18 protein-coding genes are annotated in these 19,744 nt (G+C 74.5%); 13 read left to right on the forward strand and 5 right to left on the reverse strand.

The window, feature by feature from the left end; genetic code table 11:
- Positions 1 to 191: 191 nt before the first annotated feature.
- Entirely contained in the window at positions 192 to 755 is a 564-nt protein-coding gene (locus tag ACIHAR_RS11980) for a hemerythrin domain-containing protein (RefSeq protein ID WP_365456859.1), read from the reverse strand.
- Between the two features lie 355 nt (positions 756 to 1,110).
- Here ACIHAR_RS11980 and ACIHAR_RS11985 point away from each other — a divergent pair, with 355 nt between their 5' ends.
- From ACIHAR_RS11985 to ACIHAR_RS12040, 12 genes are all read left to right on the forward strand, one after another.
- Positions 1,111 to 2,106 carry an NAD-dependent epimerase/dehydratase family protein gene (locus tag ACIHAR_RS11985; RefSeq protein WP_365456862.1) on the forward strand — a complete coding sequence of 332 codons (996 nt, stop codon included), beginning with the start codon at positions 1,111 to 1,113 and terminating at the stop codon, positions 2,104 to 2,106.
- 34 nt (positions 2,107 to 2,140) lie between these two features.
- Complete coding sequence (locus ACIHAR_RS11990; protein WP_400018878.1) at positions 2,141 to 3,775, forward strand: carbamoyltransferase; 1,635 nt, start codon at positions 2,141 to 2,143, stop codon at positions 3,773 to 3,775.
- Complete coding sequence (locus ACIHAR_RS11995) at positions 3,772 to 4,791, forward strand: glycosyltransferase family 2 protein (RefSeq protein ID WP_400018880.1); 1,020 nt, start codon at positions 3,772 to 3,774, stop codon at positions 4,789 to 4,791. The genes ACIHAR_RS11990 and ACIHAR_RS11995 overlap by 4 nt, the downstream gene beginning before the upstream one ends.
- A 509-nt stretch (positions 4,792 to 5,300) precedes the next feature.
- Positions 5,301 to 5,888, forward strand: a complete 588-nt coding sequence (locus ACIHAR_RS12000; protein WP_400018882.1) for a D-glycero-alpha-D-manno-heptose-1,7-bisphosphate 7-phosphatase — start codon at positions 5,301 to 5,303, stop codon at positions 5,886 to 5,888.
- Positions 5,885 to 6,892, forward strand: a complete 1,008-nt coding sequence (locus tag ACIHAR_RS12005) for a glycosyltransferase family 9 protein (RefSeq protein ID WP_365456871.1) — start codon at positions 5,885 to 5,887, stop codon at positions 6,890 to 6,892. Before ACIHAR_RS12000 ends, ACIHAR_RS12005 begins: the two co-directional genes overlap by 4 nt.
- The gene (locus tag ACIHAR_RS12010; RefSeq protein WP_400018884.1) at positions 6,889 to 7,851 is read left to right on the forward strand and encodes a glycosyltransferase; all 963 of its coding nucleotides are present in this window, start codon (positions 6,889 to 6,891) and stop codon (positions 7,849 to 7,851) included. Before ACIHAR_RS12005 ends, ACIHAR_RS12010 begins: the two co-directional genes overlap by 4 nt.
- Positions 7,848 to 9,095 (forward strand): glycosyltransferase, encoded by a 1,248-nt coding sequence (locus ACIHAR_RS12015; protein WP_365456877.1) that lies wholly within the window; start codon positions 7,848 to 7,850, stop codon positions 9,093 to 9,095. The genes ACIHAR_RS12010 and ACIHAR_RS12015 overlap by 4 nt, the downstream gene beginning before the upstream one ends.
- The gene (locus tag ACIHAR_RS12020) at positions 9,092 to 9,730 is read left to right on the forward strand and encodes an SIS domain-containing protein (protein ID WP_365456880.1); all 639 of its coding nucleotides are present in this window, start codon (positions 9,092 to 9,094) and stop codon (positions 9,728 to 9,730) included. Before ACIHAR_RS12015 ends, ACIHAR_RS12020 begins: the two co-directional genes overlap by 4 nt.
- Complete coding sequence (locus ACIHAR_RS12025; protein ID WP_400018887.1) at positions 9,727 to 11,154, forward strand: PfkB family carbohydrate kinase; 1,428 nt, start codon at positions 9,727 to 9,729, stop codon at positions 11,152 to 11,154. Before ACIHAR_RS12020 ends, ACIHAR_RS12025 begins: the two co-directional genes overlap by 4 nt.
- On the forward strand, positions 11,151 to 12,146 hold the full coding sequence (locus ACIHAR_RS12030) for a glycosyltransferase family 9 protein (RefSeq protein ID WP_400018889.1): 996 nt from the start codon (positions 11,151 to 11,153) through the stop codon (positions 12,144 to 12,146). The genes ACIHAR_RS12025 and ACIHAR_RS12030 overlap by 4 nt, the downstream gene beginning before the upstream one ends.
- Positions 12,136 to 13,050: a glycosyltransferase family 2 protein gene (locus ACIHAR_RS12035; protein ID WP_400018891.1), complete on the forward strand. Its 915-nt coding sequence runs from the start codon at positions 12,136 to 12,138 to the stop codon at positions 13,048 to 13,050. The genes ACIHAR_RS12030 and ACIHAR_RS12035 overlap by 11 nt, the downstream gene beginning before the upstream one ends.
- Positions 13,047 to 13,955 carry a glycosyltransferase gene (locus tag ACIHAR_RS12040; RefSeq protein ID WP_365456889.1) on the forward strand — a complete coding sequence of 303 codons (909 nt, stop codon included), beginning with the start codon at positions 13,047 to 13,049 and terminating at the stop codon, positions 13,953 to 13,955. Before ACIHAR_RS12035 ends, ACIHAR_RS12040 begins: the two co-directional genes overlap by 4 nt.
- Positions 13,956 to 13,989: 34 nt before the next feature.
- On the opposite strand, the gene ACIHAR_RS12045 is transcribed toward ACIHAR_RS12040, so the two are convergent.
- The 4 genes from ACIHAR_RS12045 to ACIHAR_RS12060 form a co-directional block, all read right to left on the reverse strand.
- Complete coding sequence (locus ACIHAR_RS12045; RefSeq protein WP_365457039.1) at positions 13,990 to 14,196, reverse strand: hypothetical protein; 207 nt, start codon at positions 14,194 to 14,196, stop codon at positions 13,990 to 13,992.
- A 12-nt stretch (positions 14,197 to 14,208) separates the two neighbouring features.
- Positions 14,209 to 14,712 carry a DUF1360 domain-containing protein gene (locus tag ACIHAR_RS12050; RefSeq protein WP_400018893.1) on the reverse strand — a complete coding sequence of 168 codons (504 nt, stop codon included), beginning with the start codon at positions 14,710 to 14,712 and terminating at the stop codon, positions 14,209 to 14,211.
- A 179-nt stretch (positions 14,713 to 14,891) separates the two neighbouring features.
- Positions 14,892 to 15,497, reverse strand: coding sequence for a TetR/AcrR family transcriptional regulator (locus tag ACIHAR_RS12055; RefSeq protein WP_400018895.1), 606 nt, complete (start codon positions 15,495 to 15,497; stop codon positions 14,892 to 14,894).
- A 52-nt stretch (positions 15,498 to 15,549) separates the two neighbouring features.
- Complete coding sequence (locus ACIHAR_RS12060) at positions 15,550 to 17,607, reverse strand: discoidin domain-containing protein (protein WP_400018898.1); 2,058 nt, start codon at positions 17,605 to 17,607, stop codon at positions 15,550 to 15,552.
- Between the two features lie 453 nt (positions 17,608 to 18,060).
- Between ACIHAR_RS12060 and ACIHAR_RS12065 the strand changes: the two genes are divergently transcribed.
- Positions 18,061 to 19,452, forward strand: a complete 1,392-nt coding sequence (locus tag ACIHAR_RS12065) for a Tat pathway signal sequence domain protein (RefSeq protein WP_400018900.1) — start codon at positions 18,061 to 18,063, stop codon at positions 19,450 to 19,452.
- Positions 19,453 to 19,744 lie beyond the last annotated feature (292 nt).

Below are 19,744 nucleotides of genomic sequence, written 5' to 3' on the forward strand. Positions count from 1 at the left end.
CCCGGCGCGCCGCCCCGCCCCCCCCCCCCCCCCCCCCCCCCCCCCCCCCCGCGCCGGGGGGGGGCCCCCCCCCCGCCCCCCCCCCCCCCCCCCCCCCCCCCCCCGCCCCCCGCCCCCCCCCCCCCCCGCCCCCCCCCCCCCCCCCCCGCCGTGCCGGTGAGGCCGGTCTCAGCGTGCCGGTGAGACCGGTCTCAGCTCTTCTTGCCCCGGCCGGTCAGCGCGTCACGCATGCGGTCGACCATGCCGACCCCTGGCGCCAGCATCTTGTTGGCCGGCGGCTTGTCCGGGGCGGCCGGGTGGGGACGCGTCGGCGCCGTCTTTTTCGCCTGGCGGACCTTGTCGCCCAGGTCGTCGAGCGCGTCCGCGGGGCATGCGGCGCGCAGCCTGGGGAAGAGATTGCCCTCCTCGTCGGCCACGTGCTCGCGGATCTCGCTCATCAGCATCCCGACCAGCCGGTCGAACTCCGCGTCACCCGCGTCGCAGCCCTCCAAGTCCTTCATGATCTGCTCGGCCTTGGCGTGGTCCTCCAGCTCCTTGTCGGCCAGGGCGTCACCGCCGGTGATGTGCTCGCGCACCGCCGGGTAGAGATAGGCCTCCTCCGCGACCGAGTGCCGGACCAGCTCCATCGTGGCCTGGTCGGCGTACAGCTTGCGGTCCTTGTGTCCGGACGGCAGCGCCTCGATCTTGCCGAAGAGCTCCTCCACCTCCCGGTGATCGGTCACCAGCTCGTCGATGACGTTCCCACCATGACCCATGTCCTTCACCTCCAGCCTGGCACGACGGCTCCGGGTCGGATCCGCCACGGGCCGAGTGCCCAGCGCCACGAGGTCGACACCGGTCGTTTCGGGAGTGCCGGTGTCGCTGGTGCTCCTGTGGCAGGAGTCGCGAATGGGTCGCTACCTACGCACAATAGGCATCAACGTATGAAAGCTACTGGCGGAAAACCCCGAGCCACAGCCGTCGGGAAAGCGGCGGCCCGGCCAGGACGGCGCCGATGATCGGCGCGACAAGAGCGTCCTGTTCCCTCACTGTCCCCATAACCTCCCGTGCCGCACCGGACCCCCCGTGCGCCATGACTCAGCGCTTCCGGGTGCGGCTGAAGGGCGTCCCATGTCTGATGCGACCTCTTGCCTGCCCTGGCGTCGCGCCGTGGTGACCGGCGGCGCCGGGTTCCTCGGCAGCCACCTGTGCGAGCGCCTGCTGAGTTCAGGTGCCGAAGTCGACTGCGTCGACAATCTGGTGTCGGGTTCACGTGAGAACATCGCCCACCTGGAGGGCCGCCCGGGTTTCCGGTTCGTCGAGTGCGACGTCTCCGCGCCGGAGTGTCCCGCCCGGCTGCCGGGGCCGTACGACGTGGTCCTGCACTTCGCCTGCCCCGCCTCCCCGGCCGACTACCTGCGGCTGCCCCTGGAGACGCTCGACGTGGGCAGTCTGGGCACCCGCAACATGCTGGCCGTCGCGGAGCGTGACCGGGCCCGGTTCCTGCTGGCCTCGACCTCCGAGGTGTACGGCGATCCGCTGGTGCATCCGCAGCGCGAGGACTACTGGGGAAATGTCAACCCCGTCGGGCCGCGCAGTGTGTACGACGAGGCGAAGCGGTTCTCGGAGGCGCTGGTGACCGCCCATGTGCGGGCCCGGGACACCCGCGCCGGGATCGTACGTTTGTTCAACACGTACGGGCCGCGGATGCGCGCGCACGACGGCCGCGCCGTCCCGACCTTCGTCTGCCAGGCGCTGGCCGGTGAGCCCCTGACGGTGGCGGGGGACGGCAGTCAGACGCGGTCGCTGTGCTACGTGGACGACACGGTGGACGGGATCCTGCTGGTGGCCGCGAGCGACTCGGTGCGGCCCGTCAACATCGGCGGCAGCGACGAGGTCACGGTCCGTGACCTGGCCCGCCGGGTGGTGGAGCTGACGGGGTCCTCCTCCCGCATCGAGTTCGTCGACCGACCCGTCGACGACCCCCAGCGGCGCCGCCCGGACACCACCCTCGCCCGGGAGCTGCTGGGGTGGGCGCCCAGGGTGCCCTGGGAGGAGGGGATCAAGCACACGATCGCCTACTTCGCCGCGACGCAACCGACGCGGGAGCCGGCGCCGCCGGTCTGAGACGTCTTCCACCACGCCGCCACGGAGGCACTGTATGCGCGTCCTGGGAATCAACGCCCTCTTTCACGACCCCGCCGCCGCCCTCGTCATGGACGGCAAGATCGTGGCAGCCACGGAGGAGGAGCGCTTCAGCCGTCGCAAGCACGGCAAGCGGCCCGTCCCGTTCTCCGCCTGGGAGCTGCCCGAGCTGTCCGCCCGCTGGTGCCTGGACCGGGCCGGGCTCGACCCGTCCGAGCTGGACGCGGTCGCCTACTCCTACGACCCGGAACTCGCCCGCCCGGCGGATCAGTTGGGGCTGCAGGACCCCTGGGACCACCTGCGCCAGGAATACGCGCGCCGCGCCCCCGAGTTCCTCGCCGAGGCGCTGCCCGGACTCGACCCCGCCAAGGTCCGCTTCGTCCCCCACCACGTGGCCCACGCCGCCTCCGCCGGCCAGGCCTCCCCGTACCCCGACTGTGCCGTCCTCGTGCTCGACGGCCGCGGCGAGTGCGGCTCCCACCTCGCCGGCCGCTACGCGAACCGTGAACTGACCGTCCTGGGCTCGCAGTCGCTGCCCGACTCGATGGGCCTGTTCTACGAGGACCTCACCCAGCACCTCGGATTCCTGCGCAGCAGCGACGAGTTCAAGGTGATGGCCCTCGCCTCCTACGGCAAGCCCCGCTTCCTCGACCAGTTGCGCGCGTACGTCGGGCTGGACGGTGAGGGCGGTTTCCGGGCCCGTCCCGTCCCCTGGTCCTCGCTGGTCCCGCCCCGTCCGGCGGGCGCCCCCTGGACGCGGGACCACGCCGACGCGGCCGCCAGTGCGCAGGCCTGTCTGGAGGAGGTGCTGCTCGGGCTGGTGCGGTGGCTGCACGAGCGCACCGGCGAGGACGTCCTGACCCTCGCGGGTGGCGTGGCCCTCAACTGCGTGGCCAACACCCGGCTGTACCGGGAGGGCCCGTTCGAGCGCGTGTGGGTCCAGCCGGCGGCCGGCGACGCGGGCACGGCGCTCGGCGCCGCCCTCCACGTCGCCCACCAGAAGGAGACGGTGGAGGCCATGCCGACCGCCGCCCTGGGCCGGGGCTGGAGCGACGCCGAACTGCGCGCCTGGCTGGAGCGGGCGGCCGTCCCCTACGAGGAGCCCGACGACATCGCCGAGACCGTCGCCGACGAGCTGGCCCGCGACGGTGTCGTGGCCTGGTTCCAGGGGCGCAGCGAGTACGGCCCGAGGGCGCTCGGCCACCGCTCGCTGCTGGCCCACCCCGGGCGGGCCGAGAACCTCGAACGCCTCAACGCCGTGAAGGGGCGGGAGGAGTTCCGCCCGGTCGCCCCGATGGTCCTGGCGGAGCGGGCCGCAGAGCTCTTCGACGGGCCCCTGCCCAGCCCCTACATGCTGTTCGTGCACGACGTCGCCGCCGAGTGGCGGGAGCGGATCCCGGCCGTGGTCCACGTGGACGGCACGGCGCGGATCCAGACCGTGGACCGGGCGGACGAGCCCCTGGTGGCCCGGATGATCGACGGCTTCGAGCGCCGGACGGGACTGCCGGTGGTGGTCAACACCAGCCTCAACACCGCGGGCCGGCCGATGGTCGACGATCCGCGCGACGCCCTGGAGTGCTTCGGGTCCGCTCCCGTGGACCTGCTCGCCCTCGGGCCGTTCGCGATCCGCCGGAAGAAGGTGTTCGCATGAGGGACGCCCGCGCCGTGACGGGCGCCCCCGCCTACTCCGTCGTCCTGCCGACGGTCGGGCGCCCCTGCCTCGCCGACTGCCTGCGCGCGCTCGCCGCGGCGGTCGGGCACCCGCCCGAGGAGGTCGTCGTGGTCGACGACCGCCCCGGTCCGGGCGGGGCGGTGGCGTTGCCGCTGGAGGCGGCCGGGGTGCTGCGCGAGCGGGTCCGCACCCTGTCCACGGGCGGACGCGGCCCGGCGGCGGCCCGCAACGCCGGCTGGCGCACGGTCGCCACGCCGTGGACGGTCTTCCTCGACGACGACGTGCAGGTCCTGCCGGACTGGTCCCGCCGTCTCGCCGAGGACCTCCAGGCCGCCGACGCGACGACCGGTGGCATCCAGGGGCGGCTGACCGTCCCGCTGCCCGAGGACCGCAGGCCCACCGACTGGGAGCGGGGCACCGCCGGGCTGGAACAGGCAGCCTGGGCCACCGCCGACATGGCGTACCGGACCGCCACGCTGGCCGACGTCGGCGGCTTCGACGAGCGGTTCCGACGGGCGTTCCGCGAGGACGCCGACCTCGCGCTGCGCGTCCAGGAGGCCGGCTGGACGTTACGCCGCGGCCGGCGCACGACCCGCCACCCGGTCCGCCCGGCCGACCGCTGGGTGTCGCTACGGGCGCAGCGCGGCAACGCGGACGACGCCCTGATGAACCGGCTGCACGGCCGCGACTGGTGGACCCGCGCCGGGGCGCCCCGCGGGCGGCTCCCCCGGCACGTCCTCGTCACGGCCGCCGCGCTCACCGCGTCCGCCTGCGCACTCACCGGCCGCCGGCGCGCCGCCGGAGTCGCCGGTGCCCTCTGGACGCTGGGCACGGCCGAGTTCGCCCTGGCCCGCATCGGCCCGGGGCCCCGGACGCGCCACGAGATCACCACGATGCTTTCCACGAGCGTGCTCATCCCCCCGGTCGCGGTCGCCCACTGGGTCGACGGCCTGCTGCGGCACCGCGGGTCCGTGCGGATGGGAGGCGCGTCATGACGACCCCGCGCACGGTGCCGCAACGCGCCGCAGGACGCACGGCGGACCACACGCCCCCCACCCCACACCGCACGGCGGACCACACGCCCCCCACCCCACACCGCACGGCGGAACACACGGCGGAACACACGTCCCCCACCCCACACCGCACGGCGGAACACACGGCGGAACACACGTCCCCCACCCCACACCGCACGGCGGACCGCACGCCCCCCACCCCGCACCGCACGGCGGAACATCCGTCTCCCACCCCGCACCGCACGGCGGACCGCCCGTCTCCCACCCCGCACCGCACGGCGGATGGCCCGTCCCGGTCGCTGGTGTGCGCAGACCGACCGGTACACCCGTACATGCGCGCGTGCAGGCACGCGGTGGCTGGGCGCGCAGTTCCCCGCGCCCCAGGAGGCCGGGGGTGCGCGACGGACGGCACGGCCACCGGACGCGCTGTCGACGACCGGTCCACGGCACCGGCTGCCGCCGCACACCCCGCGGCCGGGCGCCGCGCGGCGGTGGGCCCCACCGGCACGGGCCCGGCCACGCTCTCCCCGGCCCCGGCCCCGGACACTCCCGTCGCCGCGGTCCTGTTCGACCGTGACGGCACGCTCGTCGAGGACGTGCCCTACAACGGCGACCCCGACCTGGTGCGGCCGATGCCGGGCGCCCGGGAGGCTCTCGACCTGCTGCGGGCCGCGGGCGTCCCGACCGGTGTGGTCAGCAACCAGTCCGGCATCGGCCGCGGCCTGCTCACGGACGCCGACGTCCGGCGCGTCAACGAGCGGGCGGACGCCCTCCTCGGCGGCCTGGACACCTGGGTGTACTGCCCGCACCTGCCCCGTGACGGCTGCGCCTGCCGCAAGCCGCGACCGGGGCTGGTGCTCGAGGCGGCCCGCCGGCTGGGGGTGGACCCGGGTGACTGCGTGCTGATCGGCGACATCGCGGCCGACGTCCTGGCCGCCCGTGCGGCGGGCGCCCGGGGCGTTCTGGTCCCCACCGCGGCGACCCTGCCCGAGGAGGTCGCCGCGGCGCCCCTCACCGCCCGCGACCTGCTGACGGCGGTCCGCGCGGTTCTCGCCGGGACGCGGGGTGGTGGGTCGTGAGGGCACTGGTCGTACGCCTCGACAGCTTCGGCGACGTGCTGCTCGCCGGGCCCGCCGTCCGCGCGGTCGCCGCGCACTGCTCCGGCGTGACCATGCTCTGCGGCCCGCGCGGCGAGCCCGCGGCCCGGTTGCTGCCCGGCGTGGACGAGGTGATCGTGTGGTCGGCGCCGTGGGAGGGCGTGCAGCCGCCGTCGGTCCGGGAAGCCGACGTCGAGGGCCTGGTGCGGCGGTTGCGGCAGGGCGCGTTCGACGTCGCGCTGGTCCTCACGTCGTTCCACCAGAGCCCCTTGCCGACCGCGCTGGTGCTGCGGATGGCGGGCGTCGGGCGGATCGGCGCCGACAGCGTCGACCATCCGGGCACTCTCCTCGACGTACGGCACCAGCGGCTGCCGGGCCGGCACGAGGTGGAGGCCGCGCTCGACACCGCCGCCGCGATGGGGTTCCTGCCGCACGCCGGGGACGACGGCCGGCTGCGGGTGCTGCCGCCGCCCGACACCATCGCGCTGACCGGCAACGGCCCGTACGTCGTCGTCCACCCCGGGGCCAGCGCGCCCGCCCGCGCCTGGAGTCCCGAGCGCTGTGCCGAGGCCGTGGCCCTGCTCGCCGACGCCGGTCACCGGGTGATCGTCACCGGCGGTCCCGGGGAGACGGCCCTCACCCGGCGGGTGAGCGGGGACACGGCGGTGGATCTCGGCGGCAAGACCGATCCGCGCACCCTGGCGGGTGTGCTGCGCACGGCCGACGCCGTGGTGTGCGGCAACACCGGTCCCGCCCATCTGGCCGCGGCCGTCGGCACCCCGGTCGTGTCCCTGTTCGCACCCGTCGTCCCGGCGGAGCGGTGGGCGCCGTACGGGGTGCCGAGCGTGGTGCTGGGCGATCAGGCGGCGCCCTGCGCGGACAGCCGGGCCCGGCACTGTCCCGTGCCGGGCCATCCGTGTCTGGAGGAGGTCACGGGCCAGGACGTGGTGCAGGCGGTGCGGAAACTCCTGAAGGAGCGCGCATGAACATCCTTGTCTGGCATGTACACGGCTCGTGGCTGACCTCGTTCGTCCAGGGCCCGTACACCTTCCTCGTCCCGGTGACGCCCGATCGCGGGCCGGACGGGCTGGGGCGGGCCAGAACCTGGGAGTGGCCGCGCACGGTGAGGGAGTCGAGCCCGTCCGAGCTGCGCGGGACCCATATCGACCTCATGGTGTTGCAACGGCCGCACGAGCTCGACCTGGCCCGCGAGTGGACGGGCCGCCGGCCCGGTGTCGACGTGCCCGCCGTCTACGTCGAGCACAACTGCCCGCACGAGTCGGCCGTCGGCACCCGCCACCCCCTCGCCGACCGCACCGACGTCACGCTGGTGCACGTCACCCACTTCAACCGGCTGATGTGGGACAACGGCCGTGCGCCGACCGCGGTCATCGAGCACGGCATCATCGACCCCGGCCACCTGTGGACCGGCGAGGAGCCCCGCGCCGCCGTCGTCGTCAACGACCCGGTCCGGCGCGGCCGTACGACGGGGACGGACCTGCTGCCGGGGTTCGCGCGCGCGGTACCGCTGGACGTCTTCGGCATGCGCACCGAAGGGCTCGCCGGCCACCTCGGGTTGCCGCCCGGCCGCTGCCGCAGCCGGGACCTGCCGCAGGGCGAGCTGCATCCGGCGATGGCCCGCTGCCGCCTCTACCTGCATCCCGTCCGGTGGACGTCGCTCGGGCTCTCCCTGCTGGAGGCCATGTTCCTCGGGATGCCTGTGGTGGCACTGGACACCACCGAGGTGCGGGAGGCCGTGCCCGAGGGAGCCGGAGTGGTCTCCAACCGGTTCGACGTGCTGGAGGACGCGGTCCGCCGGTTCGCCGCGGACGAGGCGTACGCCCGCGCGACGGGGGAGGCCGCCAGGGCCGCGGCACAGGCCCGCTACGGAGAACGGCGCTTCCGCGACGACTGGGAACGCCTGATCAAGGAGGTCACCCGATGAGCCCCAGCCACCCGACGGCCGGCCGCGTCGCCATGGTCTCCGAGCACGCCAGTCCGCTGGCCGAGCTCGGCGGCCCGGACGCGGGCGGACAGAACGTGTACGTGGCCCAACTCGCCGGACAGCTGGCCCGCCGGGGCCATGAGGTCGTCGTGTACACGCGCCGCGACGACCCCGCGCTGCCGGAGCGGGTCACCACACCGGACGGGGTGAAGGTGGTTCACGTGCCCGCCGGGCCCCCTGCTCCGATACCCAAGGACGAACTTCTTCCGTACATACCGGAGTTCGGCGCGTGGCTGGCCCGGGAGTGGGCGGCGGAGCGACCCGACGTGGTGCACGCCCACTTCTGGATGTCGGGGATGGCGGCGGTGACCGGGGCGCGCGCGCTGGGCGTGCCCGTCGTGCAGACCTACCACGCGCTCGGCACGGTGAAGAAGCGTCACCAGGGCGCGGCCGACACCAGTCCGCCGCAGCGCGTGGCCATCGAGACCGCGGTGGGGCGGGAGTGCAGCGGCATCATCGCCACCTGCGAGGACGAGGTGAGCGAGCTGGTCGCCATGGGCCTGCCGCGTGACCGCGTCTCCGTCGTCCCCTGCGGGGTGGATCCCACACTGTTCGCCCCGGTCGCGGGCGCCCGGCGCCCCGCGTCCGCACCGCGCCGGCTGCTGTCGGTCGGCCGGCTCGTGCCCCGCAAGGGCTTCGACCGGGCGATCCGTGCCCTGGCCGGCGTCCCCGACGCCGAACTGCTCATCGCCGGCGGCCCGGAACCGGCCCTGCTGGGCGCCGAGCCGGAGGCGGAGCGGCTGTACGCGCTCGCGGAGGAGTACGGGGTCGCCGACCGGGTGACCCTGCTGGGCGGGGTCAGCCCCACGCGGATGCCCCGGCTGATGTCCGGCGCGGACCTCGTGCTGTCCCTGCCCCTTTACGAGCCGTTCGGCATCGTCCCGGTCGAGGCGATGGCCTGCTGCGCGCCCGTCGTGGCCACCGCGGTCGGCGGGCAGCTCGACACCGTCGTGGACGACGTCACGGGCGTCCTCGTGCCCTCCGGTGTTCCGCCCGAGGACGACCACGACCTCGCCGTCACCATCCGCGGCCTCCTCGACGACCCGGCCCGGCTCGCCCGGTACGGGGCGGCCGGCCGGCGGCGGGTCCTCGCCCGCTACACCTGGGACCGCGTCGCCGACGGGGTCGCCCGGGTCTACAGCGCCGTGTCCTCCGTCCCCTCGCTCTCGGGAGTCGTCCGATGAAGATCGCCACCGACGCCACGCACTGCGACGACCTGATGAAGGCGCTCGAGGGCTTCCGGGAGTACGCCTCCCCCGTCCTGCGGCGGTGGGGCTCCGGCCTCGCCGACCGCCTGGCGGCGGGTGCCCGGTTGCTGGTCGCGGGCAACGGCGGAAGCGCCGCCCAGGCCCAGCACCTCTCCGCCGAACTGGTCGGCCGCTACCGCGACGACCGCCCGCCGTTCTCGGCGCTCGCCCTGCACGCCGACACCTCCTCCACGACCGCGATCGCCAACGACTACGGCGTCCAGGAGATCTTCGCCCGTCAGGTCGCCGCACACGGCCGGGCCGGGGACGTGCTGATGCTGCTGTCCACCAGCGGCGCCAGCGCCAACCTGCTCGTCGCCGCCAAGGAGGCGCACCGCCTCGGCATGACCGTGTGGGTGCTGACCGGCCCGGCGCCCAACCCGCTGGAGGGGACGGCGGACGCGGCCCTGTGCGTGGAGGCGGCGTCGGCCGCCACGGTCCAGGAGCTGCACCTGGTGGCCGTCCACATGCTCTGCGAGTCCTTCGACCGGACCGTCGAGCGGCGCGCGGCCGTCGAACGGCGGCGCACGCACGACCGGTGGACGGCCGCCCCGCGGAAGGACGGCGTATGAGTGCCTCGGCTCCGCTGGTCGTCGTGGGGGACGCGCTGCTCGACCACGACCTGTGCGGGCGGGCCCAGCGCCTTGCGCCCGACGCGCCCGTGCCGGTCGTCAGTGAGGCCCGGCGCTCCTCCCGGCCGGGAGGAGCCGCGCTGGCTGCCGTCCTGGCGGCGGCCGACGGCAGGCCCGTCACCCTGGTCACCGCCCTCGGCGAGGACGAGGCGAGCGAGACGCTGGTCCGGCTGCTGGCCGACCGCGTGCGTGTGGTGCGGCTGCCCCTGACCGGGACCCTGTCCAGCAAGACCCGCGTCCTCGCGGAGGGCACGCCCCTGCTGCGCCTGGACGACGGCGAGGGCCGGGCCGCGGAGGCGACCGAGGAGGCGCGCACGGCCCTCACGGAGGCCGGTGCCGTCCTCGTCGCGGACTACGGCCGCGGTGCCGCCGGGGTACTGCGCGAGGCCTTGCGGGCCGCGGCGGCGCGGGTGCCCGTCGTCTGGGACCCGCACCCGCGCGGGGAGCAACCGGTGCCGTGCGTGCGGCTGGTGACGCCGTCGGCCAGCGAGGCGCGTGTCTTCGCCGGGGGTGATCCGCCCGCCGACACGAGCCCGCTGCAGACGGCGGCACGGGACGCCGACACCCTGGTCCGGGCCTGGAGGGCGGCCTCGGTGGCCGTCACCCTGGGCGGGCGGGGCGCGCTGCTGTCGCACGGCGACACGCCGCTGCTGGTGCCGTCCCCGGTCACGGCCGAGGGGGATGCCTGCGGGGCCGGCGACCGGTTCGCCGCCACCGCCGCCGGGCTGCTGGCGGACGGCGAACTCACCGAGACCGCCGTGCGCGGAGCCGTGCACGCGGCGACCCGGTACGTCGCCGAGGGCGGCGTCCGCTCACTCGCCACGGATCCGGCCGCCCTCCCGGCCGCGCCCCCGCCGGCCGACGGCGACCCGACCGTGGACGCCCTGCGCACGGCCGCGCGGGTGCGGGCCGCGGGCGGGACCGTCGTCGCCGCCGGAGGCTGCTTCGACCTGCTGCACGCCGGCCATGTCGCCCTCCTCCAGGCCGCTCGCCGTACCGGGGACTGCCTGGTGGTGTGCGTCAACTCCGACGGGTCCGTGCGTCGTCGCAAGGGCGTCGGCCGACCGCTCGTGCCGGTGGCGGACCGGATCCGGGTGCTGCGCGCCCTGGAGTGCGTGGACGCGGTCGCCGTGTTCGACGAGGACACCCCGGAGCGACTGCTCGCCGAACTGCGCCCGCACATCTGGGCCAAGGGCGGCGACTACGCCCTCGAACGGCTGCCGGAGGCGCCGCTCGTGGAGAGCTGGGGCGGCCAGGTCGTCCTGTTCCCGTATCTGGACGGCCGATCCACCACGGGCATCGCCGAGAAGGCGGCCCTGGCGCCGCGGCCGGCCGGCGTGGCGCACGGACGGGAGCGCGGGTGACCGCCGCACGGCGCCCCCGGCTGCTGGTGCTGCGCGCCCTGGGCCTCGGCGACCTGCTCGCCGGGGTGCCGGCGCTGCGCGGCATCCGCCGGGCCTTCCCCGGTCATGAGATCGTCCTCGCCCTGCCCGCATCGCTGCGGGAGGCGGCTCTGGCCACCGCGACGGTGGACACCGTCCTCCCGGCCGAGGCCCCGAACCGGGGCGTGCCGTCGCTCGGCCACTGGCCGGGGCCGCCCCCGGACCTGGCGATCGACCTGCACGGCAACGGCCCGGCCAGCCGCGACGCGCTGGCCGCGCTCGCCCCCGGCCGGCTGCTGGCCTTCGCCCAGCGGGTCCCCCCGCCCCCCGAGTGGCGGCGGGACGAACACGAACGCACGCGCTGGTGCCGCTTCCTCGCGGCGTACGGCATCGCCGCCGACCCCGACGACGTACGCCTGCCTCCTCCCACGGAGGTGTCCCCGGCGCCCGGAGCCGTGGTGGTCCACCCGGGGGCGGAGTCCGCGTCCCGTCGCTGGCCGGCCGAGCGCTACGCCGCCCTCGTGCGCGAGGTGCGCGCCGCCGGCCACCGTGTCGTGGTCACCGGCGGTCCGAAGGAGGACGCGCTGGTCCTGGACGTCGCCGGCCGCGCGGGCCTGCCGGAGCGGGACGTGCTGCGCGGTGGGCTGCCCTACGGCGTGCTGTCGGCGCTGGTGGCCCGCGCGGCGCTGGTCGTCAGCGGCGACACGGGACCGGCGCATCTCGCCGTCGCCCATGCCACGCCGTCGGTGACGCTCTTCGGGCCGGTCTCCCCGCGCCTGTGGGGCCCGCCCCGCTCCGCGCGCCATGTCGCCCTGTGGAAACCCGGACCGCCCGGCGACCCGCACGGCGACGCCCCCGATCCCCAGCTCGTGCGCATCACGGCCGAGGAGGCCACCGCCGCCGCCCTGGCCCTGCTCCGCCCCGCACCGGCGGGCGCCCGGCCCCGGAAGGAAGAGACATCCCGTGTCCGCTGAACCCGTCCGCGAGGCCCAACCCGTCCGTCAGGCGCCGGACGACCGGATCACGGTGGCGATGATCACCCGCGACCGGCGCGCCGGCGTCCTGCGGACCCTCGACGCCCTGACCGCGCTGCCGGAGCGGCCGCCCGTCATCGTCGTCGACAACGGCTCGGACGACGCGACCTTCGAGGCGGTCCGCCGTCACCCGGCGGCCCCTCGGGTCCTCAGGCCGGGCCGGAACACCGGCGCCGTGGGCCGCAACCTCGCGGTACGGCAGGCCACCACCCCGTACGTCGCGTTCTGCGACGACGACTCCTGGTGGGAGCCGGGAAGTCTGCGGCGGGCGGCGGACCTCCTCGACGCCCATCCCCGCCTGGGTCTGGTGACCGCCCGCACCCTCGTCGGCCCCGACCGGGCGGAGGACCCTCTGAACGCCGTCCTCGCCGCCTCTCCCCTGCCGTACGAGCCCGACCTGCCGGGCCGCCCGGTGCTCGGTTTCCTGGCCTGCGCCTCCGTGGTGCGCCGGGAGGCGTTCCTGGAAGCCGGCGGCTTCCATCCGCTGCTGTTCTTCGGCGGCGAGGAGACCCTGCTCGCGTACGACCTGGCGGCCGCCGGCTGGGGTGTGACGTACGAGCCCGCGCTGACGGCCCGGCATCTGCCGGATCCGGGAGGCCGCGGCGGGCGAATCCCTCTGATGCGCCGCAACGAGGTGCTGACCCTGTGGCTGCGCCGCCCCCTCACCGTGGCCCTGCGCGCCGGCGCTCGTCTCACGGCCGCCGCGATCGCCGGTGAGCCGGGCGCCCGCCGCGCCCTGCTCGAGGTGGCGGAGCGCCTGCCCGCCGCGCTCGCGCGCCGCCGGAGGCTGCCCCCGGGGGTGGAGCGGGCGGCCCGGTCGCTGGACGGGGGTGGACCGGCATGAGCGGGGACGAGAAGGACACCCGGACGACGGTGGTCGTCATCACGCACAACCGCCGCCCCGAACTGCTGCGCACGCTCGCGCGTCTGCGCGAACTGCCGGAGCGGCCGCCCGTGATCGTCACCGACAACGGCTCCTCCGACGGCACGGCCGAAGCGGTCCGGCGGGAGTTCCCCGAGGTCTCGCTGCTCGAGCCGGGGAAGAACCTGGGCGCGATCGGACGCAACCTGGCGGTGCGTCACGTCCGCACGCCCTATGTGGCCTTCTGCGACGACGACACCTGGTGGGAGCCGGGCAGTCTGCGGCGGGCGGCGGATCTGCTGGACGAGCGGCCGCGACTGGCCGGGGTCACGGCCCGCATCGTCGTGGAGCCCCGCGGCACCGAGGACCCCGTCGTCAAGGAGCTGCGTGAGTCCCCCTTGACCGGACCCGACTTCCTTCCGGGACCGGCCCTCGGTTCCTTCCTCGCGGCCGCGACCGTCCTGCGCACGGAGGCCTTCCGGGGCGCGGGCGGTTTCCATCCCGGCCTGTGGCTCGGCGGCGAGGAGGAGCTCCTGGCCACCGATCTGCTGCGGCAGGGCTGGTGGCTGAGCTACGTCGAGGAGCTGACGATCCACCATCAGGCCTCGACGGTCAGGGACAGCAGGGCGCGCCGGATCCTGGGGATCCGCAACACGCTGTGGTTCACCTGGCTGCGCCGCCCGCTCGTGCCGGCTCTGCGGCGGACCGCCCAGCTGATGGTCACGGTGCCCCATGACGTGGCGTCGGTGCGAGCGTTCGCGTACGCGGCGGCCGGGCTGCCCTGGGTGCTGAAGCAGCGGGCGCCCGTGCCGCCGGAGATCGAACGGCGGCTGGCGGCGCTGCAGCGGGCCCGGCGGTCCTCGTCGGCGCGCCGGTACGTCGGATGAGGACCGGCGTCGGGTGAGGACCGGCCGCGGCCCCTCAGGTATCGATGTGCTCGTCCGACGCGTCCTCCTGCTCGTCGCGCTCGCCCTCCGCCTGGGAGGGGGTCGGGTACTCGGTCGTGTCGCGCGTCTCCTCGTCGTCGCGCTCGCCTTCCGCCTGGGAGGGGGTGGGGTACTCGGTCGTGTCGAGTGTGTCCTCGTCGTCCCGTTCACCCTCGGCCTGGGACGGGGTGCGGTGGCTCATCGTGCTCACTTCTCACTCCTCCGTGGTCTGCTGCGTCCACGTCCATGCATATTGCAGCCAGTCCGCCAGCGTCACGGCGCCGAGGCCCGCACAGACCAGACGGGTGGCCCGGGGCGTCCAGGCGTAGCTCCCCACCAGGGCGCCCGCCACCCACACCGAGAGGCAGAACGGGCAGGACACCAGGTCGCCGACGGCGCGCCGTACTCCGCGGCCCCGGGGTTCGTCCATGACCTCGGCGCCGAGGGCCTCACCCGTGCGGCGGGTGAATGGCGCCCGCACGAAGCTGGTGACCTTGTCCCTGGACAGCAGCCGGGCCGCCTTGTACGTGGCCGTGCCCAGGAGGGCCACGTCCCACGGCGGCACCCGCTCGGGCAGCCGCAGCCCCCGGCTCCGCGCGAGGCCCGCGTACACGGCGGCGGCGGTCGTGAAGGCTCCGGCGAGCACCGCGTAGCCGCCGAGGGGCACGTCCTCCTGGTCGTCGGTCCGTTCCACGTCAGGCACGGCATCAGCGGTCATGGCACCTCCTGGGTGGGTCGGCGTGCACGGGCGCGCCCCGAGTTCCCCTGCTCGCGGGCAGCACACGCGCCCCCTGCCCTCCCCCGGGCCGGCTGTGAGGGCGCCCGTTCCGGTCGGGCGGCCGGCGCGCTCCCGGAGGGTGGCGGCCGGGCGAGGCGGGGCGCGGGGACCGCGCGGGTTCAGCCGGAGGTGCCGGCGTCCACCAGGCCGGCGATGTGCGCGGTGACCGTGTCGAGGATGCCGGTCCAGGCCTCGTCGTCACCGAGCACCAGGTAGTTCAGGGTGAGACCGTCGGTGACGGCGGCCAGATAGCGGGCCAGTACGGCGACGGGCACCCGGAGCCGGAAGTCCCTGCTCTTCCGCAGCTGGTCGACGAGCTCGGCGTAGGTCTCGACGTACACCTCGTACTGGCGTCGCGCCAGATGCTCGAAGCCGGGCCGGCGCAGGGCGTACTGGGTCAGTTCGTAGGTGAGCATGTGCTCGTCGGGGTGGGCTCGGACGTGGCTCCAGTAGGCCTGGAAGCCGGCCCGGACGGTCTCCTCCAGCGTGGCCCTCGCGCGCAGGGCCTCCTTCACCAGCGTCACGGAGTGGTCCGTGATGGTGGTGATCACGGACTCGACCAGCTCCTGCTTGGAGTCGAAGCAGTAGTGGAAGACGCTGAGGGACACGCCCGCCTCGGCGGCGATGGACCGGGTCGTCGTCCGGGCGACGCCGTCCCGGGCCATCACTCTGATCGCCGCTTCCGTGAGTTGCCGGCGCCGCTCGGCCGACGGCATCCGTGCCATGTGCGCGTGCCCCCGTAGTCGTGCTCGTGCTCGTGTTCGTGCCCCGCCGGTGTCAGCCGCTGTGGACGCCCACCTCGTACAGCGAGTACCCCCAGTCCGTACCGCGGTCCAGGCCGTGGACACGGACGTAGCGGGCCGGTGTGCCGGTGAAGCGGGCCGTGTCCAGACCGCCGTCGCCGGAGGTCGTGGACCAGGCGGTGCGCCAGTTCCGCCCGTCCGTGGAGAGCTCGATGCGGTACGACTTCCCGTACGCGCGCTCCCAGTCGAGCGTGACCCGTGAGACCAGGCTCGTCGCGCCGAGATCGACCTGCCACCACTGGTCGTCGCTCCAGTCACTGGCCCAGCGGGTGTCACCGTCGCCGTCGACGGCCCGCCCCGGGGCGTAGCTGGTGAACGGGTTGTACTCGGTCGAGGCGGCCGTGGCGGTGGCGCCCCTGGCGAGGTCGACCCCCGCCTGGTGCCTCTCCGTGCCGCCCCAGGTGTCGAGGTAGGACTCGGCCCCCCGGAAGAGGTCGTCCACCACGCCCTGTCCGCCGACGAGCCGGATGTCCTCGATCCAGTCGGGGATCATGCCGACGTGGGCGGCGCCGTCCGTGTTGTAGTCCCAGGTGCGTGCGCCGGTCGTCTGCCGGTCGATGACGGAGCCGCCGTCGACGCTCCTGAACGGGTACGTCACCGGGTTCGGAGTGTCGGCGCCGCGCGGGGCGGGGTGGTCGCCGACGCCGTTGAAGTCGGTGCCGTAGCCGTAGCCCACGCCGTACTTCTCCCGCAGCGCGTCCGTGCGCCTCGCCTCCGCGCCGAACTCCTCGGAGCCGTGCATGTACTGGGCGACGAAGCCGCCGAGGGAGTAGACGCGCTCCGTCCAGTCGAGGTCCATCCAGCTGTGGGAGGAGAGCACGCCCGGGTAGGACCCGGCCTCGAGGATGTCGAGCACGCGACCGGTCGCCTTGACGCTCATGTGGTCGATCTCGACCATCATCTTGCGCTTCATCATGCCGCGCAGGGCGTACTCGCCCAGGTCGGTGAGCCCGCGGACGTTGCACCGGGCGTTCTCGTCGTAGGCGGGGACCTCGACTCCGGCGGGCAGATCCGCCTCGGCCTCGGGGGCCGCCGCGCCGCCGATGGGGTTGTCCTTCTGCGGGCCGGTGCACTTCTCGGTCCGCCAGAAGGTGCCCGTGGACAGGAACTGGCCGACGTTGACGGCCGTGCCGAGGCCGTGCGAGTCGAAGCGGACGCCGCACAGGGCGTTGTCGAACTTGTGGCACAGGAACATGCTGCGCACGCCCAGCGCGTACAGCTCGTCCAGCCCCTTGTCGATGTCCTCCTTGCCGCACTGGGGGATGTCGAGGATCTGCTTGCAGCCGAACGGCTCGGAGGTCTCGACGCCCAGGACGACGGCCAGTTTGCCCTGCCGGATGACCTCGCGGGCCTGCGCGCTGTCGGTGACGATCCGGAACCAGCCCTTGCCCGTGCCGCCGTACATCGTGTCGATGTGGGCCTGCAGGTCGTAGGTCACCTTGGCCTGCAGCCGGATCGAGGTCATCTCGTCGCAGCTGCGGTCCTTGAAGAAGTACACCGAGCAGATCACGCCGTTGGTGACGAGGTCGTTGACGAGGACCCGCTGGCCGCCGCGCCAGGCGCGTTCGATCCAGGCGTAGTAGTTCGCCTGATGGGTCATCGAGTCGTAGGCGGGCCAGTCCTTGAACGTCGGCCAGCCGACCGGGTCGTGCCGGCCGTCACCGCCGTGGGTGATGTAGTCGAAGATCGCGAGCGTGCCGTCGGGGTAGTGCTCGGGACAGTCCTTGAGCGCGTCGGCGATCCCGGCCGCGGAGAAGGTCCTGCCGCAGATCAGCCGCCCGCCGAAGGCCTCGTTGGACATGAGGTGGTTGTGCGCGTCGACGAACCCGCGCACCTCGCCCTGCGCATCGGTGCCGGTGAACGGCTCGCCGGTGACGTTGATCTGGGAGTCCGGGGCGGGCCGGGAGGTCGGCACCCACCAGTCCGTGCCGGCCGCAGAACTCGGTGTGGGGCCCAGGACCATCGCCAGCACCAGGAGGAGGAGCGACACAACGGTGACGTCTCTGCGTCTGCGGTACCGGCGTCGAGTCATGGTCTCTCCCCACGTCCATCGGTCGGCGGGACGGCACGGCCGACGACCGGGCAACGCCCGGGGTCCCCGGGGGGAGCGGGCCTGCCGGGTTGTCATGACCGGCGCAAGATGTGCGACGAGGATCCCGGCTGCCGCCGTGCGAGTCAAGGGTCCGGGACGCTTGACCTGATGAGCCCGCGGGCCCATACGACCCAGCGATCTGATGGATCGTCATGCGCGTCCGGCGCTCCGCTCGGGCGACCGTCCAGGCTTCACGTCATCGCATCGGAGCACACCGCGGGCCCACATTCCCAGCCCGTCCTCGCAGCCCAACCGCTGTGACCGCACGAGGCGTTGACCGGATCCCCGTGCGACAGCAAAATGAGCGCGCGCCGCTTGAGAGCGCTCTCACCGCGTTTCTCACGCTCGCCTCACTCTCACCGTCCCGCGACCCGCCCCAATTCGAGGAGCCCCATGACCGGCAGCCAACGCCCGGAACTCAGCCGTCGCGCGCTCATCGGGACCGGACTCGCCGTCGGAGCCACGGCCCTGACCGTGGCCGGCTCCGGCACGGCTTGGGCGACGCAGCGCCCGTCCACCGCCCGGCCCACCGCGCGCGGACGGGCGTACGCCTTCCTCGCCGCGGCCATGGACGCCTACCCGGAGCACGGCGGCGTGCGGCTGGCCCAGAGCTACACCGACCAGGCTGGTCTCTTCAGCACCGCGTTCACCTACGACAACGCGCTCGCGGTCCTGGCCCATCTGGCGTCCCGCACCGCCGACGGCCACGCCCGCGCCGTGACCCTCGGCGACGCGCTCCTGTACGCCCAGGCCCACGACCCCGTGTACGACGACGGCAGGCTGCGCCAGGCCTACAACGTCGGCCCCTACACCTTCTACGACGGCTCCCCGCAGCCGGACGGCTTCGTGCGCGCGGACGGGACGGTCAACGTCGGGACCCAGTTCGGCTTCACCGGCACCGCCGTGGGCGACATGGCCTGGGCCGGCATCGCGCTGAGCACCCTCGCGGGCCGGACGGGCAAGCGTCGCTTCCTCACCGGCGCGGTGCGGATCGGCGAGTGGATCGAGCGCGTCGGGCGCACCGACGAGCCCCTCGGCGGCTACAAGTTCGGCGTCGACGGGGCCGGTGAGAAGCTGCCCTTCACCTCGACCGAACACAACACCGACCTCGTCGGCCTCTTCGGCCGGCTCGCGCGGCTCACCGGGGACCGGATCTGGCTGGAGCGGCGCGCGCGTGCGGCAGCCTTCGTCAGGAAGATGTGGGAGCCGTCCCAGGGCTTCTTCTACACCGGCACCAACGACGGCGTGACGATCAACAAGTCCCCGATCCCCGAGGACACCCAGACCTGGACCCACCTCGCGCTCTCCTCCCCCGCCCACTCCCGGTCCCTGGACTGGGCCACCGCCGAGCTCGCCGTCCTCGACACCGCCGACCGGCCCAACAGCACGGTGCCCACGGGCCAGGCCTACGAAGGCGTCACCTTCAGCTCCGCGAGCCTGCTGGCCGACGAGGACAGCCCCATCGCCCCCGGCCAGCCCAAGCCGGACCGCAACGGGGTCTGGTTCGAAGGCACGGCCCACCTCGCGCTCGCCCTCCGCCACCGCCACGCTCCCGGGGACGAGGCCCGCGCCCGGCGGCTGATCGCCTCGATCGAACGCGCCCAGGACCTGCTCGGCCCCGGCCAGACCGTCGGCGGCAGGGCGCTCCCCGCGCGGTCCGGCGTGGTCTCGGCGAGCAGCCCGCTCGACACCGGTTTCGGGTTCGGCTACTACCCCTACCGGCACACCGGGGCCACCGCCTGGTACCTGCTGGCCGCGGCACGCGCCAACCCGCTGGAGGCCTGAGCGGCATTCCCGGCGCAGCAGGTGCGGCTCTGCGGCCCGTGCCCCGCGGGCACGGGCCCCTGGCGACGACTCCTCCCCCGACACGATCACCTCGACGTTGCCCGGCCGTGCCAGGACCGGGTCGTGGCCACTTCCACCGGGACGGGACCAACACCTCCTTCCCGGCGCGTCCGAAACCCAGCTGCGCGGCGCCGACGGCACAGGGGGCGACGCGAGCGACGACGTCGCGGTCGGGACCGAGGGCACGCCGGTGGTCGCCGTACCGCTGCGGGCGGGACCGGCGACCGGCGTG

It is taken from the genome of Streptomyces sp. NPDC052016 (assembly GCF_044548445.1).
GTDB lineage: Bacteria > Actinomycetota > Actinomycetes > Streptomycetales > Streptomycetaceae > Streptomyces.

What these genes read in the sequence shown, in the direction of transcription:
- ACIHAR_RS11980 (WP_365456859.1), bottom strand. Translation starts at nt 755, where the DNA reads ATGGGTCATGGTGGGAACGTCATCGACGAGCTGGTGACCGATCACCGG.
- ACIHAR_RS11985 (WP_365456862.1), top strand. Translation starts at nt 1,111, where the DNA reads ATGTCTGATGCGACCTCTTGCCTGCCCTGGCGTCGCGCCGTGGTGACC.
- ACIHAR_RS11990 (WP_400018878.1), top strand. Translation starts at nt 2,141, where the DNA reads ATGCGCGTCCTGGGAATCAACGCCCTCTTTCACGACCCCGCCGCCGCC.
- ACIHAR_RS11995 (WP_400018880.1), top strand. Translation starts at nt 3,772, where the DNA reads ATGAGGGACGCCCGCGCCGTGACGGGCGCCCCCGCCTACTCCGTCGTC.
- ACIHAR_RS12010 (WP_400018884.1), top strand. Translation starts at nt 6,889, where the DNA reads ATGAACATCCTTGTCTGGCATGTACACGGCTCGTGGCTGACCTCGTTC.
- ACIHAR_RS12015 (WP_365456877.1), top strand. Translation starts at nt 7,848, where the DNA reads ATGAGCCCCAGCCACCCGACGGCCGGCCGCGTCGCCATGGTCTCCGAG.
- ACIHAR_RS12020 (WP_365456880.1), top strand. Translation starts at nt 9,092, where the DNA reads ATGAAGATCGCCACCGACGCCACGCACTGCGACGACCTGATGAAGGCG.
- ACIHAR_RS12025 (WP_400018887.1), top strand. Translation starts at nt 9,727, where the DNA reads ATGAGTGCCTCGGCTCCGCTGGTCGTCGTGGGGGACGCGCTGCTCGAC.
- ACIHAR_RS12040 (WP_365456889.1), top strand. Translation starts at nt 13,047, where the DNA reads ATGAGCGGGGACGAGAAGGACACCCGGACGACGGTGGTCGTCATCACG.
- ACIHAR_RS12045 (WP_365457039.1), bottom strand. Translation starts at nt 14,196, where the DNA reads ATGAGCCACCGCACCCCGTCCCAGGCCGAGGGTGAACGGGACGACGAG.
- ACIHAR_RS12050 (WP_400018893.1), bottom strand. Translation starts at nt 14,712, where the DNA reads ATGACCGCTGATGCCGTGCCTGACGTGGAACGGACCGACGACCAGGAG.
- ACIHAR_RS12055 (WP_400018895.1), bottom strand. Translation starts at nt 15,497, where the DNA reads ATGGCACGGATGCCGTCGGCCGAGCGGCGCCGGCAACTCACGGAAGCG.
- ACIHAR_RS12060 (WP_400018898.1), bottom strand. Translation starts at nt 17,607, where the DNA reads ATGACTCGACGCCGGTACCGCAGACGCAGAGACGTCACCGTTGTGTCG.
- ACIHAR_RS12065 (WP_400018900.1), top strand. Translation starts at nt 18,061, where the DNA reads ATGACCGGCAGCCAACGCCCGGAACTCAGCCGTCGCGCGCTCATCGGG.